General features: G+C 68.5%; 15 protein-coding genes. 10 read left to right on the plus strand and 5 right to left on the minus strand.

Going from position 1 to position 15,581, the window contains the following annotated elements; translation table 11 throughout:
- Positions 1 to 30: 30 nt before the first annotated feature.
- Positions 31 to 1,281 (minus strand): urea ABC transporter substrate-binding protein, encoded by a 1,251-nt coding sequence (urtA, locus tag DFR69_RS19930; RefSeq protein WP_110039107.1) that lies wholly within the window; start codon positions 1,279 to 1,281, stop codon positions 31 to 33.
- 329 nt (positions 1,282 to 1,610) lie between these two features.
- Here urtA and DFR69_RS19935 point away from each other — a divergent pair, with 329 nt between their 5' ends.
- Positions 1,611 to 3,440, plus strand: coding sequence for an acyl-CoA dehydrogenase (locus DFR69_RS19935; RefSeq protein WP_110039108.1), 1,830 nt, complete (start codon positions 1,611 to 1,613; stop codon positions 3,438 to 3,440).
- Between the two features lie 4 nt (positions 3,441 to 3,444).
- Here DFR69_RS19935 and ramB read toward each other — a convergent pair whose 3' ends face one another.
- Positions 3,445 to 4,851, minus strand: a complete 1,407-nt coding sequence (ramB, locus tag DFR69_RS19940) for an acetate metabolism transcriptional regulator RamB (protein ID WP_110039109.1) — start codon at positions 4,849 to 4,851, stop codon at positions 3,445 to 3,447.
- Positions 4,852 to 4,945: 94 nt separating this feature from the next.
- Here ramB and DFR69_RS19945 point away from each other — a divergent pair, with 94 nt between their 5' ends.
- From DFR69_RS19945 to DFR69_RS19965, 5 genes are read left to right on the plus strand one after another with little or no spacing between them, the layout of a single operon-like run.
- Positions 4,946 to 6,454 (plus strand): ATP-dependent DNA ligase, encoded by a 1,509-nt coding sequence (locus tag DFR69_RS19945; RefSeq protein WP_110039110.1) that lies wholly within the window; start codon positions 4,946 to 4,948, stop codon positions 6,452 to 6,454.
- Positions 6,455 to 6,484: 30 nt separating this feature from the next.
- Positions 6,485 to 7,657, plus strand: coding sequence for an inorganic phosphate transporter (locus tag DFR69_RS19950; RefSeq protein WP_110039111.1), 1,173 nt, complete (start codon positions 6,485 to 6,487; stop codon positions 7,655 to 7,657).
- Between the two features lie 12 nt (positions 7,658 to 7,669).
- Positions 7,670 to 7,951 (plus strand): hypothetical protein, encoded by a 282-nt coding sequence (locus tag DFR69_RS19955; RefSeq protein ID WP_110039112.1) that lies wholly within the window; start codon positions 7,670 to 7,672, stop codon positions 7,949 to 7,951.
- Between the two features lie 11 nt (positions 7,952 to 7,962).
- Positions 7,963 to 8,304 carry a DUF3349 domain-containing protein gene (locus DFR69_RS19960; protein WP_167456337.1) on the plus strand — a complete coding sequence of 114 codons (342 nt, stop codon included), beginning with the start codon at positions 7,963 to 7,965 and terminating at the stop codon, positions 8,302 to 8,304.
- Positions 8,305 to 8,354: 50 nt separating this feature from the next.
- The gene (locus tag DFR69_RS19965; RefSeq protein WP_233001020.1) at positions 8,355 to 9,026 is read left to right on the plus strand and encodes a TetR/AcrR family transcriptional regulator; all 672 of its coding nucleotides are present in this window, start codon (positions 8,355 to 8,357) and stop codon (positions 9,024 to 9,026) included.
- A 58-nt stretch (positions 9,027 to 9,084) separates the two neighbouring features.
- Here DFR69_RS19965 and DFR69_RS19970 read toward each other — a convergent pair whose 3' ends face one another.
- The 3 genes from DFR69_RS19970 to DFR69_RS19980 form a co-directional block, all read right to left on the minus strand.
- Positions 9,085 to 10,104: an alpha/beta hydrolase gene (locus DFR69_RS19970; protein ID WP_110039114.1), complete on the minus strand. Its 1,020-nt coding sequence runs from the start codon at positions 10,102 to 10,104 to the stop codon at positions 9,085 to 9,087.
- Positions 10,105 to 10,275: 171 nt separating this feature from the next.
- On the minus strand, positions 10,276 to 11,292 hold the full coding sequence (locus tag DFR69_RS19975) for an XdhC family protein (protein ID WP_167456338.1): 1,017 nt from the start codon (positions 11,290 to 11,292) through the stop codon (positions 10,276 to 10,278).
- 14 nt (positions 11,293 to 11,306) lie between these two features.
- On the minus strand, positions 11,307 to 11,906 hold the full coding sequence (locus tag DFR69_RS19980; protein WP_110039115.1) for a nucleotidyltransferase family protein: 600 nt from the start codon (positions 11,904 to 11,906) through the stop codon (positions 11,307 to 11,309).
- A gap of 125 nt (positions 11,907 to 12,031) precedes the next feature.
- Here DFR69_RS19980 and uraD point away from each other — a divergent pair, with 125 nt between their 5' ends.
- Genes uraD through DFR69_RS20000 form a run of 4 tightly spaced genes read left to right on the plus strand, consistent with a single transcriptional unit; the run spans position 12,032 to position 15,109 of the window.
- Positions 12,032 to 12,523, plus strand: coding sequence for a 2-oxo-4-hydroxy-4-carboxy-5-ureidoimidazoline decarboxylase (uraD, locus tag DFR69_RS19985; protein WP_110039116.1), 492 nt, complete (start codon positions 12,032 to 12,034; stop codon positions 12,521 to 12,523).
- A complete protein-coding gene (gene uraH / locus DFR69_RS19990) occupies positions 12,520 to 12,837 on the plus strand; it encodes a hydroxyisourate hydrolase (RefSeq protein WP_110039117.1) in 318 nt (105 codons plus the stop codon). The genes uraD and uraH overlap by 4 nt, the downstream gene beginning before the upstream one ends.
- A gap of 8 nt (positions 12,838 to 12,845) precedes the next feature.
- Positions 12,846 to 13,751, plus strand: coding sequence for a factor-independent urate hydroxylase (pucL, locus tag DFR69_RS19995; protein WP_110039118.1), 906 nt, complete (start codon positions 12,846 to 12,848; stop codon positions 13,749 to 13,751).
- Complete coding sequence (locus DFR69_RS20000) at positions 13,748 to 15,109, plus strand: 8-oxoguanine deaminase (protein ID WP_167456348.1); 1,362 nt, start codon at positions 13,748 to 13,750, stop codon at positions 15,107 to 15,109. Before pucL ends, DFR69_RS20000 begins: the two co-directional genes overlap by 4 nt.
- Positions 15,110 to 15,581: the final 472 nt, after the last annotated feature.

Consider the following 15,581-nt stretch of genomic DNA (forward strand, 5'->3'; position numbering starts at 1 on the left):
AGAACGCGGCCCCACACCGTCTCGGGCGACTTACTTGAGGCCCTTGGCCCAGTCGTAGGACTTCAGGTACGGGTCGGGGGTGATGGCCTTGCCGGAATCCCAGACCGTGTAGATCAGGCCGTCCGGGCGGATCTCGCCGATGCGGGCGGTCTTGGTGATGTGGTGGTTGGAACCGTCGATGGTGACGGTGCCCTCCGGCGCGTCGAAGCTGACGCCGTCGGCCGCAGCCTGCACGTCGGCCACCGCGAACGACTTGGCCTTCTCTACGGTGTTCTTCCACAGGTAGACCGAGGCGTAAGCGGCCTCCATCGGGTCGGAGGTCGGCTTGTCGGCGCCGAAGGCGGCCTTGTAGTCGGCCACGAACTTCTTGTTCGCCGGGGAATCGACGGTCTGGTAGTAGTTCCAGGCGGTCAGCTGGCCCGCGATGTTCTGCGCGCCGATGCCGGCGACCTCCTCCTCGGCGATCGACACCGAGACCACCGGCATCTCGGCGGCTTTCAGGCCCGCGTTGGTGTACTCGCGGAAGAAGGCCACGTTCGAGTCGCCGTTGAGGGTGTTGAACACCGCGCCCGCCTTGGCGTTACGGACCTTGTTGATGATGGTGGAGAAGTCGGTGGAGCCGAGCGGGGTGTAGTCCTCGCCCTTGATCTCGATGCCGTTGGCGGCGGCGTAGGCCTTGATCTCGCGGTTGGCGGTCTGCGGGAAGACGTAGTCGGAGCCCACCAGGTAGAGGGAGGTGATCCCCTTCTGCTTCAGGTAGTCCAGCGCGGGCACGATCTGCTGGTTGGTGGTGGCGCCGGTGTAGAAGATGTTCTTCGAGTCCTCGAGACCCTCGTACTGCACCGGGTAGTAGAGCAGCGAGTTCAGGCTCTCGAACTTGGGCTTCATCGCCTTGCGGCTCGACGAGGTCCAGCCGCCGAACACCGCGGCCACGCAGTCGGAGCTGATCAGCTTCTCCGCCTTCTCGGCGAAGGTCTTCGGGTCGGAAGCGCCGTCCTCCTTGATGATCTCGATCTTCTTGCCGAGCACCCCGCCCGCGGCGTTGATCTGGTCGATCGCCAGCTTGGTCGAATTGGCCACGGTCACTTCGGAAATGGCCATGGTGCCGGAGAACGAGTGCAGCGAACCGACCTTGATCGTGTCCTTGGAGGTGTCGAGGCAGGACGCGGCGGTCGAGCCGGACGACGCGTCGTCACGGGCACCGCAACCGGTGAGCAACAGGCCGGCGAGGGCCACCGCGGCGGGCGCGACGAGCGCCTTGACCACACGGGAATCAGACATGGGACGGTTCTCCTCATCAGGTGTTACGGCGGCGCCATGCGCGCCACAACGAACACCACCGCTGCGCCCGTGTACACCGGGTTGTATACAGCGGCTGTATTCGTGAGCGGAACAGTAGAGGGAACATGTTGCACCGGAATATCTCTCGGTCACGTGCCCGTTTCGTCTGTTTCGTCCGCGTGAACAATTGCTCAGCGCCGGGACGGCGGGCCCGCGCGCCTACGCTTGCGTAGGGAGACCGCGGTGCGGCACGCTTCGATTTCGTACGACGTCGAACAGCCGAATCTCGCGGCGCTCGGGCCGCGGATGGTCAGTCGAGGAGGAGCCCAGTGGGGCACTACAAGGCGAACGTGCGTGACATCGAGTTCAATCTCTTCGAGGTGCTGAGCCTGGACAAGCTCCTCGACACCGGCGCCTACGGCGATCTCGATTCCGACACCGTGCGGCAGATCCTCGACGAGGTGAAGCGGCTGGCCGAGGGGCCCATCGCGGAGTCCTTCGCCGCCGCCGATCGCGATCCGGTGGTCTATCGCCCCGACACCTTCGACATCTCCGTGCCGGAGCCGCTGCGCAAGACGGTGGCCGCGGTGCACGAGGCGGGCTGGTACCGGCTCGGCATGCCCGAGGGCATGGACGGCACCCCCGCGCCGAACGTGCTGATGTGGGCGCTCAACGAGCTGGTCATCTGCGCCAACCCCTCGGCCAGCTTCTTCAACATGGGACCGCTGATGGGGTCGGTGCTCTTCGAGGTCGGCACCGAGGAGCAGAAGCGCTGGGCGCGCGGCGGTTTCGAGCGCGGCTGGCAGGGCACCATGGTGCTCACCGAGCCCGACGCGGGCTCCGACGTCGGCGCGGGCCGCACCAAGGCCGTGCCGCAGCCGGACGGGTCGTGGCACATCGAGGGCGTGAAGCGGTTCATCTCCGGTGGTGACGTGGGCGAGGTGGCCGAGAACGTCTTCCACCTGGTGCTGGCCAGGCCGGAAGGGGCCGGTCCCGGCACCAAGGGGCTGTCGCTGTTCTATGTGCCCAAGTTCCTCTTCGATCCCGAGACGATGGAGCTGGGCGACCGCAACGGCGTGTACGTCACCGGGGTCGAGCACAAGATGGGCATCAAGTCGTCGCCGACCTGCGAACTGACCTTCGGTGGGACCTCGGTGCCCGCCAAGGGCTGGCTGGTCGGCGACGTGCACAACGGCATCGCGCAGATGTTCAAGGTGATCGAGAACGCGCGCATGACCGTGGGCGTGAAGTCGTCGGGAACGCTGTCCACCGGGTACCTGAACGCGCTCGAATACGCCAAGACCCGGGTGCAGGGCGCGGATCTGACCCAGATGGCCGACAAGGCCGCGCCGCGGGTGACCATCACCCACCACCCCGATGTGCGTCGCTCGCTGGCCATGCAGAAGGCCTACGCGGAGGGGCTGCGCGCGGTGTATCTGTATACCGCGGCGCACCAGAACGCCGACGTGGCCCAGCTCGTGTCCGGTGCCGATCCGGAGCTGGCGCACCGCGTCGACGATCTGCTGCTGCCGATCGTCAAGGGTGTCGGCTCCGAGCGGGCCTACCAGCTGCTCACCGAATCGCTGCAAACTTTCGGCGGCTCCGGGTATCTGCAGGACTATCCGATCGAGCAGTACATCCGCGACGCCAAGATCGACTCCCTCTACGAGGGCACCACCGCGATCCAGGCTCAGGACTTCTTCTTCCGCAAGATCATTCGTGATCGCGGGACGGCGCTGGCGCACGTCAACGCGCAGATCACCGCGTACCTGGACAACGACTCGGGCCGCTTCGCCACCGAGCGCGCCCTGCTGCGCACCGCCCAGTCCGACGTCCAGGCGATGGCCGCCACCCTCACCGGCTACGCCATGGCGGGCCAGACCGACCCCACCGAGCTCTACAAGGTGGGCCTCGGCTCCGTGCGCTTCCTCATGTCGATGGGCGACCTGCTCATCGCCTGGCGCCTGCTCGTCCAGGCCGACGTCGCCGCCGCGGCCCTCACCGCCGACGCCTCCCCGAAGGACCGCCCCTTCTACCAGGGCAAAGTAGCCGCGGCCACCTTCTTCGCCAAGAACGTCCTCCCCGAACTCACCGCCACCAGAACCATCCTCGCCACCCTCGACAACGACATCATGTCCATCCCGGAGGAAGCCTTCTGACGCGCTACTTGATCAGGTAGGGGGAGACGGAGCTGCGGTGTTCGCTGATGTCGAGGGCCTTGCCGAGTGGGGGGAAGGCGCGCTGGGGGCAGTTGGAGCGGACGCAGACGCGGCAGCCGGCGCCGATGGGGGTGGCTGAGGCCTCGCCGAGGTCGATGCCGTCGGCGTAGACGACGCGGCCCGCGTGGCGCAGTTCGCAGCCGAGGCCGATGGCGAAGGTCTTGCTGGGCTGGCCGTAGCGGGTGGCGCGGCGTTCGACGGTGCGCGCCACCCAGAGGTATTTGCGGCCGTCGGGCATCTGGGCGATCTGGGTCATGATCTTGCCGGGGTAGGCGAAGGTCTCGTAGACGTTCCACAGCGGGCAGGTGCCGCCGCTGGCGGAGAAGTGGAAACCGGTGGCGGACTGGCGTTTCGACATGTTGCCCGCGCGGTCGACGCGCACGAACGAGAACGGCACCCCGCGCAGGCTGGGCCGCTGCAGGGTCGACAGGCGATGGCAGATCGTCTCGTAGCTCTGCGAGAAGAACGCGGACAGCCGCTCGATGTCGTAGCGGAAGTCCTCGGCCACCTCGTGGAAGTGGTTGTAGGGCAACACCGTCGCCGCCGCGAAGTAGTTGGCCAGGCCGAGCATGGCGAGCTTGCGCGCGGCCTCGGAGGCGAAATTGCCCTCCTCGACCAGCTTTTCGAGCAGCGGCCCGCATTCCAGGTAGGCCAGCTCGGCCGCCAGCTTGAAGGTGCGCTGTCCGCCGGACAGGTGGGGCGAGATCTCGAGCTGCTTGGATTCGGGGTCGTAATGGTGCAGCACGCCCTCGCCGAGATCGATCCGCTCCACGATCCGCACGTCGTGCGAGCGCAGCAGCCGCACGATCTCGGTGCTCACCTCACCGCCGTGGAAACGGATGCGCGCGGTGAGTTCCTCGGCCGCGGTGTCGAGTTCGTGGATGTAGTTCTGGCGCTGATAGAAGTAGTCGCGCACCTCCTCGTGCGGCTTGGAGATCGCGGCGCTGCCGGAACCGTCGGAGAAGCGGTCCTCGGTGGCGGCGGCCAGCTGGGCGCTGGTGTTGCGGTACCGGTTGTGCATGGCGACCAGTGCGCGCGCCATGCTCGGATGCGCCGAGACCATGTCGGCGATCTCCTGGGTGTCGGCCTCGATACCGAGCTCCGCGTCCATGACGACTTCCTGGAGTTCGGCGATGAGCCGGGTGTCGTCCTGGGCGGAGAAGAAGGCGGGATCGACGCCGAAGACCTCGTTGATCCGCTTGAGCACGGGCACCGTCAGCGGGCGCACGTCGTGCTCGATCTGGTTGAGATAGCTGGCCGAGATCTCCAGTTTCTGGGCCAGAGCGACCTGGCTCAGACCGCGCTCGGTCCGCAGCTGGCGCAGCCGCGCACCGACATAGGTCTTGGCCATGTGTCCAGCTTATGGCCGCTTTCGCAGACTTGCCAACGGAACCTTAACAGCGTGGGGTGAGCGATGTGTCACACCCGCGCGCTACCGTCAGCGGGTGCTGTTCAGCGAAGTGGTCGCGGCCTCGGCGGCCGTGCGCGCGACCAGGTCACGCAAGGCGAAGATCGCCGCGCTGGCCGAGTTGTTCGCGTCCGCCGGGCCAACGGAGATCGCGACGGTGGTGGCCTGGCTCTCCGGCGAGCTGACGCAGGGCCGGATCGGGGCCGGGTGGCGCACCGTCACCGGCTTGGACACCCCGCCCAGCGCGGAGGCGAGTCTCACCGTCGAGGCGGTCGACGCCGTCTTCACCCAGCTCACGGGGCTCAGCGGCACCGGCTCCGCCCTGCGCCGACGGGAACTGCTGACCGAACTGTTCACCGCCGCCACCGCCGACGAGCAGTCCTTCCTGCTGCGCCTGCTCACCGGCGAACTGCGCCAGGGCGCGCTCACCGCGATCGTCGTCGAGGCGCTGGCGCAGGCCACCGGCATCCCGATCGAGGTGGTGCGCCGCGCGCACATGCTGTCGGGGCAGCTGCCCGCGACCGCTGTCGTCGCGATCACCGGCGGCGAGGCGGCGCTGCGCGCGTTCCGGCTCGAGGTGGGCAGGCCCGTCGCGCCGATGCTGGCCTCGCCGGGCGGCTCGCTGGACGAGGCACTGGCCGAACTCGGGCCACGGGTGAGCGTGGAGCACAAACTCGACGGCGCCCGCATCCAGGTGCATCGCCAGGGCGAGCAGGTGTGGATCTTCACCAGGACCCTGCGCGACATCACCGCCGGCGTGCCCGAGCTGGTGGAACTCGTGCGCGGGCTCGCCTGCACCAGCGTGGTGCTCGACGGCGAGACCCTCGCCCTCACCGACGCCGGCAGGCCGCGCCCGTTCCAGGAGACGATGAGCCGCTTCGCCACCGTGGCCGACACCACCGAGCTGCTGCTGCATCCGTACTTCTTCGACTGCCTGCACCTGGACGGCCGCGACCTGCTCGACGAACCACTGCAGGCGCGGCGCACCGCGCTGGAGCTGGTGGCGGGTGAGCACGCCATTCCCGCCCTCGTGGCCCCCGACGCGGAGGCCGCCGCCGACTACTACGACGACGCGCTCGCCGTCGGCAACGAGGGCGTGATGATCAAATCGCTCGACGCGCCGTACGCCGCGGGCAGGCGCGGCAAATCCTGGCAGAAGATCAAACCCGCGCACACCCTCGATCTGCTCGTGATCGGCGCCGAATGGGGATACGGCCGCCGCACCGGCTTCCTGTCGAATCTGCACCTGGCCGCGCGCGACGAGGAGACCGGCGAACCGGTGATGGTCGGCAAGACGTTCAAGGGCCTCACCGACGAATTGCTGCGCTGGCAGACCGCGGAATTCCCGCGCTATCAATCCGGCACCGACGGGCACGCGGTCTTCCTGCGCCCGGAACTCGTCGTCGAGATCGCGCTCGACGGTGTGCAGACGAGCACGCGCTATCCCGGCGGTGTCGCCCTGCGTTTCGCGCGGGTCGTGCGATATCGCCCGGACAAGGAGCCACAGCAGGCCGACACCATCGCCACGGTGCGGGCTCTCGGCTGAACCCGGACCGGCATACGACACACTGTTCGGGTGAGCGCCGAACTAATGGTCCTGTTGATCGTCATCATCACAGCTCTCGTCTTCGACTTCACCAACGGCTTCCACGACGCGGCCAACGCCATGGCGACCTCCATCGCCACCGGTGCGCTGCGGCCGCGGGTGGCGGTGGCGCTGTCGGGCGTGCTGAACCTGATCGGCGCGTTCCTGTCGGTGGCGGTGGCGGCGACGGTCGCCAAGGGCATCGTGAAATTGGACGAAGTGACCGGCCACGACCTGCTGGTGATCGTGTTCGCCGGTTTGGTCGGCGGCATTCTGTGGAATCTGCTCACCTGGCTGCTCGGGCTACCGTCGAGCTCGTCACACGCCCTGTTCGGCGGCATCATCGGCTCGACGATCGCGGCGCTCGGCTGGAGCGGGGTGATCTGGTCCTCGGATTCGGGTGGCGTGCTGGTCAAGATCGTGCTGCCCGCGCTGCTGGCGCCGGTCATCGCGGCGGGCGTCGCCGCCGTGGCCACCTTTCTCGTCTACCGCATCACCCGCGGCGTCGACGCGGACAAGTCGACCCAGGGCTTCCGCTGGGGACAGATCGGCTCGGCCTCGCTGGTCTCGCTCGCGCACGGCACCAACGACGCGCAGAAGACGATGGGCGTCATCTTCCTCGCGCTGGTCGCCCACGGCACGCTCGACAAGGACGATCACATGCCGCTGTGGGTGATGGCGGTCTGCGCGGTCGCGATCGCGCTCGGCACCTACCTCGGCGGCTGGCGCATCATCCGCACGATGGGCAAGGGCCTGGTCGAGATCGAGTCGCCGCAGGGCATGGCCGCCGAGTCGACCTCGGCCGCGATCATCCTCACCTCGGCGCATTTCGGACTGCCGCTGTCGACCACGCAGACCGCCACCGGCTCGATCCTTGGCACCGGCCTCGGCAAGGGCGCCGAGGTGCGCTGGGGTGTGATGGGCCGGATGGCCGTCGCCTGGCTGCTGACCCTGCCGATGGCGGGTATCGTCGGCGCGATCTGCTGGGCCATCGCCCACTTCATCGGCGGCCTGCCCGGCGTGCTGGTGGTGTTCGCGATCCTGATCAGCGGTTCGCTCGGCATCTACCTGTGGTCCCGGCGCGATCCGGTCGGGACCCACAATGTGAACGAGTGGCCCGGCGACGCGCCGCGGTCCGCGTCCGAACAGAACCACGCCGGCTAGAAGGGAGCGATCGTGCAATCCGTGATCACGAATCTGAGTTCACTGTGGGAAGTGGTGCTGGCCGCCCTCGTCTTCGGCGCCGGGGTGCCCGCCGTGTTCGCCCTCGCGGTGCGCTGGTGGGCCAAGGCCGAGACGGTCGACGCCGAGGGCCGGGTGCACCGGAATTACCCGGCGCTCACCGGGGCGTTGCTGTGCCTGATTCTCATCGTCGTGGTGGTGATCACCGGAATCCTGTTCACCGCCAAGGCATTCATCGCCCACCAGTTCGGTATCCAGCTGTTCGGCCAATCATGAGCGAGGAACCGATGACCGATCCGTCACCCACGCCGGCCGTTCGCCGCAATCTGCTCGCGCGCGTGCTCGGCTGGCTGCGCGCGGGATATCCGCAGGGCATTCCGCAGTCCGACTATGTCGCGTTGTACGCGGTGCTGCACCGTCATCTCACCGAGTACGAGGTGCGCGCGATCGGTGCGAAGCTGATCGAGGCCAATCCGGAACGCGAGGCGATCAGCGAGGCCGAGATCGAAGCGGCCATCGCGGATTTCGCGAAGGAGCAGCCGGCGCCCGCCGATGTCGCGCGGGTGGCCTCGCATCTGGCCGCGGGCGGCTGGCCATTGGCCGAGCCACTCGATGACGGTGAGCTTTAACAGTTTTCGATTCCCCGGGCTGTGCCGCGTTCGCGCGCTAGCATGCACGGGTGGTTCGGCGTGCGCAACAAACCGATAGTGGTCGTAATTATGGTGGATTATCGCGGCAGCAGCGAGTGGCGCTGCGGCGTAATCGATTGACCGACGCCGCGCTGGAACTATTCGGTACCCAGGGTTATTCCTCGACGTCGATCGAGCGCCTGTGCGCGACGGCGAATGTCTCCACGCGCAGTTTCTACGAGGACGTCGGCAGCCGCGAGGCGCTGTTGATCGCCCTGGTCGACCGGCTGAACACGGCCGCGCTGCGCCGCGTCGACGAGGCGCTGGCCCGCACCAGCGAGGAGCCGCTGGTGGTGCGCGTGGTGGAGAGCTTCCGCGCGTTTCTTGCCGTGACCTGCCGCGATCGCCGCGCCGCTCGCGTGTTCTATGTCGAGGTGGTCGGGGTGAGCCCGGCGGTCGAGGAGTGGCGCCGCGCGCAACGGCGCTCGGTGTCCGGGCTGCTCACCAGGGAGGCGCAGCGCGCCGCCGCCCGCGGGGAAGCCGAATCGCGCAGCGTGCACCTGTTCACGCTCGCGTTGATCGGGGCGGTGAATTCGCTGGCACAGGAGATGGTGCACGCCACCGTGCCCGGCGACGCGATTTCGGTCGACGAGATCTGTGACGAGATCGCCTATTTCATCCGGTCGGGACTCTCGGTCCGGCCGACCGCATTGCCCACCTGAGCCGACGAAAAACGGGAGGCATCCGATGGATGCCTCCCGTTTTCGGTTCAGGGGGAAATCAGATTCCCATGCCCTGGGCCAGCAGCGGCCAGGACTCGTGCAGGGCCTGCTCCCAGTACGGCCAGTAGTGGGTGCCCATCGGGGTGAACTGGTAGGTCGCGGGGATGCCCAGCGAGTCCAGCTTGGCCTTCAGGTTCTGGCTGCACGCGTTGGTCGCGGCCTCGATGCCGACGCCGAGACCGAGGTTGATCACGCCCATCGGGCCGGGCGAGCCGTTGAGGTAGTAGGCCACGTCGGCGTTGGTGGGCATACCGCTACCGCTGGAGATGTAGAGGTTGGTGCCGCGCAGCTTCTCCGCGTTGATGACCGGGTCGTTCTCGACCCAGGCCGGGTCGTTGTCGGCGCCGTACATGTTGGCGGTCTTGCCGCCTGCCCAGGTCTCGACCGAGAACTTCACGGCCTGCTTGCCCATCGGGTCCGCGATCTGCGCGCACCCGGAGTAGGCGGCGACGGACTTGAACAGGCCCGGCTTGGCTTCGGCCAGCTGCAGCACCGAGGTGCCGGAGGTGGACAGGCCGGCCAGCGAGTTCAGGCCGGTCGAGCCGAGGGTGGCGTCGAGCAGCGGCGGCAGCTCCTGGGTGAAGAAGGTGGTCCACTTGTTCAGGCCGAGGCGCGGGTCCTCCTGCTTCCAGTCGGTGTAGTAGCTACCGCGACCACCGATCGGCTGGATGACATTGACCTGCTTGTCGGCCAGGAAGCCGAGCGCGTTGGTCTGCGCGGCCCAGCTGGCGGAGCCTTCGCCCGCGTCCAGACCGTTGAGCATGTAGAAGTTCGGTGCCGGCTTGGACTCGTCGACCGGACGCTGCACGTCGATCGTGATGTCCTTCTTCATCGCCGCCGAGTACACCTTCAGATGCCAGGTGCGTCCGTCCTTGACGACCGATGTCACCGACGAGGACTTCTCGGGTTCGGCCGAGGCGGCGCCGCCACCGGCGATCACCGCCACGGACATCGCGGCGGTCAGAGCCACGGCGGTGGTTCGCAGGGCGGCCACGGTACGTAGTGCAGAGAGCTTCATCGAACAGTCGGTTCCAGTCCACGGGCCCATCGCGGACCCGTCATCGCATGCTTCCCCCCGAGGGCCGAGCACGGCTCGGCGCCGACGGGGCTGTCAGATACCTGTCGACACTCTATGTCCTCCCGCGCGACCGAATCGTTACCGGCTCGCGAATCGCGGGGGTGAGTGTGACTAAATGGCCATGCCCACCGTGGCCGACCCGAAGTCGCGGCGCGCGGACAGGCGCAGGCCGGCCCGCGAGGCCAGGAAGTCGGCGGTGACGAAGACCGCGGTCTCGGCCGGGGTACGCGGGCCCGACTCGAGCCCGGCGGGCACGTGCAGGCGGGCCAGGGTCGGCTCGTCGAAGCCGCCCGCGCGCAGGTCGTCGAGGCGGCGGGCCTGGTCGGCGGGCGAGCCGAGCGCGGCCAGGTAGCCCAGTTCCGGCAACCGCAGGGCGACGGTGAGCAGCGGGATCTCGAAGCGCGGCTCGTTGGCCAGCACCACGATGCCGGTGCTGCTGTCGATCTCCCCGGCGGCCGAGAGGGTATTGAGGTAGCGGTGCGGCCAGTCGACGACGACCTCGGCACCGGGGAACGAGCCCGGGTCGGCGAACTCGGGCCGCGAATCGCAGATGCTGACGCGATAGCCGATCATCCTGGCCTGCGCGGCCAGCGTCGCGGCGTAGGCGTTGGCGCCGAAAATGATCAGCCGCGGCGGCGGGCAGTAGGACGCGACGAACAGATCGGATTCGGGCAGGGCGACGAGTTCGGTGGCGTGCTTGCGATCGGTGACCAGATGCTGACCGATCACATCCGGATCCTGATTCCACACGACCGTGAATACGGTGACCCGGCGATGGGCCTGGATATCGGCGGCGATGGCCGGGAATTCGGGGAAATCGCGGCAGGAGAACGGCTCGACGAAGATATCGACGAGTTCGCCTTCGTCGGATCCGGATTCCATTCCGGTGATCAGGCTGTAGCGACGTAGTTGCCGGATCCCGGTTTGCGCGGCTTCCATGGCGGCCGCGTACACGGTCTCCTCGAGACGCCCCGACGCGATCGATCCGAAGACTCCGCCGTTGGGGGTGACCAGCATCCCCGACCCGATCGGCAGCGCGTTCGTGCCGATGGTACGGACCACGGTGGCGAGGCCGCCGGTACGGCCCGAATGCCACACTCGCAGAAGGTCATCGACGATATCGCGCATATCTCAAACTCCGATCACCGTGCGTCGTCTTCCGGGAAATCGCGATCGGTCCCTGTCGCCAAGTCGCCGCACGTGACGCACACCATATCCTGTCTGCCGCCCAAATAGGAACCGGCACCGGCATCCCCGCCGACAACAGCGGAAACCGCTTTCCAGTGCTTGTTCTCGATCACAACGGGATGGCCTGGTGTGTCGAGAAACACAGCACGCGCCAGTCCGCTCTCGCTCGCGGCCGCCGCGCCGAGTACCCGGGCGACGACCTCGGCGCCGATATCGGGAACGTCGACGGGCAGGAACGCCACATAGCGGGTGTCCGCCTCGGCGGCCGCGCGCAGCCCTTCGCGCACCGTCGCCGACAATCCCGTCGCCCAGTCGGCGACCCAGCGCCACTCGGTGCCGGGCGGCAGCGCCACCGTCGCCGGATCGGGACCCGTCGCGCCGAGCAGCACGATCACCGGTGCGCATCCGCCGTCGCGCAGTGCGGTGACCGCGCCCCGCAGCCAGGCGCCGCCTGCGGCGAGTGCCTTGGGTTTGCCGAACCGTGTCCCTGCGCCCGCCGCGAGCACGATGCCCGTGCACGAGGCGTGCGCGGGCGGCGGTTCCAGTGGGGGCATGGGCGCGACGCTAATCAGCGCATGTTGCCGCTCGATTACAGCAGGGGAGCGCGAGGGCGACGACACGCCGACGTGACCGACCACACACGCTGGCGGGGCCCCGGAGATGGGGAGATGCTGGATCGATGACGAGCGAAGCGACCGGCCTCGCGGGTTTCAACGAGTTGCCCGCCGAGGCCGCCGAGGCGGTATTGCTTTCCTGTTGCTCGGCGCCACGCTGGGCGCGGGCCGTCGCCGCCGCGCGGCCGTACGACAGCGTGGACGACCTGCTGGCCGCCGCCGACGCGGCGCTGGCCGCGCTCGACGAGGCCGAGATCGACGAGGCGCTGGCCGGGCACCCCCGGATCGGGGACCGGCCGACCTCGGCGGCCTCGGCGCGCGAGCAGTCCGGGGTTTCCGGCGCGGCGGTGTTTGCCGCGCTGAGCGAGGGCAATCGCGCCTACGAAGAGAAGTTCGGCCATCTCTACCTGGTCTGCGCGGCGGGGCGAAGCGGCGAGGAGCTGCTCGCCGTCCTGCGCGCGCGGCTGGACAACGATCCGACGACCGAGAGGCAGGTCATGCGCACCGAACTGGCGAAGATCAACCGTCTGCGGCTCACCCGGCTGGTGGCATCGTGACCAGCCTGAGCACGCACGTCCTCGACGCGGTGCGCGGCGTGCCCGCCGCCGGCGTCGCCGTCTGGCTGGTCCGCGGCGAACAGCGGCTCACCGAGGCGCTCACCGATGCCGACGGCCGGGTGAAAGAGCTCGCCGCCGGCCTGAATCCCGGCGACTATCACCTGTTCTTCGACACCGGCGGCTATTTCGCGGCGCAGGGTGTGGAGACCTTCTATCCCGAAGTCCGCGTCACGTTCACGGTGGGTGAGCAGCCGCATCTGCATGTGCCGCTGCTGTTGTCGCCGTTCGCCTATTCCACCTACCGAGGAAGTTGAGGACCCCGATGGCATTGAGTGGCCCGATCGTGTTGACCGACAATCGCTATGGCAAGGCCGAGAACCGGGTGGTGCGCTTCTACAAGGAGAACGCGCGCCACGAGATCCGGGATGTGAATGTCTCCACCACGCTGCGTGGGGATTTCGCGGCGGCCTATACCGAGGGTGATCAGCGTCACGTCCTGCCTACGGATACTCAGAAGAACACGGCGTTCGTCTTCGCGAAGCGGCCGGGGCTCGACACGATCGAGGAATACGCGATCGCGCTGGCCACGCATTTCGTCGACACCGTCGAGCCGGTGTCGAGCGCGCGAATCGACGTGGAATCGTTCGGCTGGCAGCGGGTCTCGATCAATGGCTCCGAGCACGACCACACCTGGAAAAGGCAGGGCCCCGACGTGCGCACCGCGGCGGTGACGGTGGCGGGCAGCGGGGCGGATCGGCAGACCTGGGTGCTCGGCGGGATCAAGGACCTGGTGGTGCTCAAGTCCACCGGTTCGGAATTCGCCGACTTCCTCACCGACGAATACACCACCCTCGCCCCGACCCACGATCGCGTGCTGGCGACCTCGCTGGATGTGGGATGGCGCTTCGCCGAGACCGCCGGCTTCGACTGGGACGAGGTGTACGCGGGCATCGAGGCCACGCTGCTCGAACTGTTTGCGACCACCTACTCCAAGGCCTTGCAGCAGACCCTGCACGCCATGGGAACCGCTGTGCTGGAACGCTTCCCGATGCTCGCCGAGATCCGGCTCGCGGCGCCGAACAAACACCATTTCGACTACGACCTGGCCAGATTCGGGGTCGAGAACGCCGGCGAGGTGTTCTGGGCGGCCGACCGCCCCTACGGCTCCATCCATGCGACGTTGCAGCGCGCGGACGCGCCGGAAGCGGGGCTCGCGTGGCTGCCGTGAGCGCGCCGGATCTGGTGATCGACGGGTGCGCGGTCGTGACCGTCGACGATGCAGGCACCGAGCATCGCACCGGCTGGGTGTCGGTGCGGGGCAACAGGATCGACGCGCTGGGCGCGGGCAGGGCGCCTGACTTCGGGGCGGGCGTGGCACGCATCGACGGTCGCGGCTGCCTGCTCACTCCGGGCCTGGTGAACACCCACCACCATCTCTATCAGTGGATCACCCGGGGCCTCGCCGCAGACAACACGCTGTTCGAGTGGCTGCAGAAGCTGTATCCCGTGTGGGCGCGGATCGACGAGAAGTCGGTGCGGGTGGCGGCGACCGGAGCGCTGGTGTCGCTGGCCCGGACCGGCTGCACGACCTCGTCGGATCACCACTACGTCTTCCCGCGCGGCGGCGGTGACCTGCTGGCGGCCGAGATCGGTGCGGCGGCGACGGTGGGACTGCGGTTCCATCCGACCCGCGGCTCGATGGACCTGGGCGAGAGCCAGGGCGGGTTGCCGCCCGACGAGGTGGTCGAGTCGATCGACGACATCCTCGCCGCCAGCACCGCCGCGATCGAGCAGTGGCACGATCCGTCGTTCGACGCGATGGTGCGAATCGCCCTCGCGCCGTGCTCGCCCTTCTCGGTGACCGGCGATCTGATGCGCGAATCCGCGGCGCTGGCCAGGTCGGCGGGGGTGCGGCTGCACACCCATCTGGCCGAAACCGTCGACGAGGAGCAGTTCTGCCGGGACAAGTTCGGCTGCACCCCCGCGGAGTACATGGAGCGGCTCGGCTGGGTGGGCGATGACGTCTGGTTCGCCCACGCCGTGCACCTCGACGATCCCGCGATCGCCACCATGGCGCGCACCGGCACCGGTGTCGCGCACTGCCCGACCTCCAACGGCAGGCTGGGCGCCGGAATCGCGCGGACCGCGGAGCTGGTGGCGGCCGGGGTACCGGTCGGCCTCGGTGTCGACGGCGCCGCGAGCAACGAGTCCAGTTCGATGCTCGAGGAGCCGCGCAATGCGTTGCTCTACGCCAGGGCGGTCGGCGGGCCGCGCGCGATGACGGTGCGGACCGCACTGGAACTGGCCACCATGGGCGGCGCGCGCGTCCTCGGCCGGGAGACCGAGATCGGCTCGATCGAGCCCGGCAAACTGGCTGACCTAGCCCTGTGGCGGCTCGACACCCCCGCCCACGCCGGGATCGACGACCCGGTGGTCGCCCTGGTGCTCGGCTCGGCGCCGCCACTGGCCGCGCTGCTGGTGAACGGGCGCGAGGTGGTGCGCGACGGGGTGGTGACAACCGTCGACGAGGACGCCGTCGGCGCGGATGTCGCTCAGGCGCAGGCCGTGCTGGTTGCGGGTGGGTGATGTGCGGCGTGGTGGCGACGGTCGGCGGGGCGCCGTGGGTGCCGAGGCTGCCCAGGGTGCAGGCAGTGCCGGCGACGGTTGGTGAGAGGGCCGTGGGTGCTGGTGTCGCCCCCGCGGGCCGCGTCGGTCGCGGGACGCTGAGTGCGCGGCTGGGTGGTGAGGACCGCCGACGGGGCAGCGATGCTGACCGGTGGGTGCGCGCTCGCGCGTTCGGTGGCGGGTGGCGCGCGACGTGTCGCCCGCTGGTGGCTGGTGGACAGGGGAGCCGATGCTGCTCAGCCATTGGTCGGCCGGGTGAGCGCCCGGGCCGTGGGTGGCGGGTGGGGTGGAGCGTTGCTGCCCGAAGTGGTCGGTGGGCGGTGAGCTCGCCCGCTGAGCTGCGGCGATGGCGTGATCGGCGCACACTGGATGGCGTACACCGGGTTAACCGCCCCGCAATCCACGGCGGGTGTCGCGCAACATCGTGGCAACT

This window comes from Nocardia neocaledoniensis, from assembly GCF_003182135.1.
Classification (GTDB): domain Bacteria; phylum Actinomycetota; class Actinomycetes; order Mycobacteriales; family Mycobacteriaceae; genus Nocardia; species Nocardia neocaledoniensis.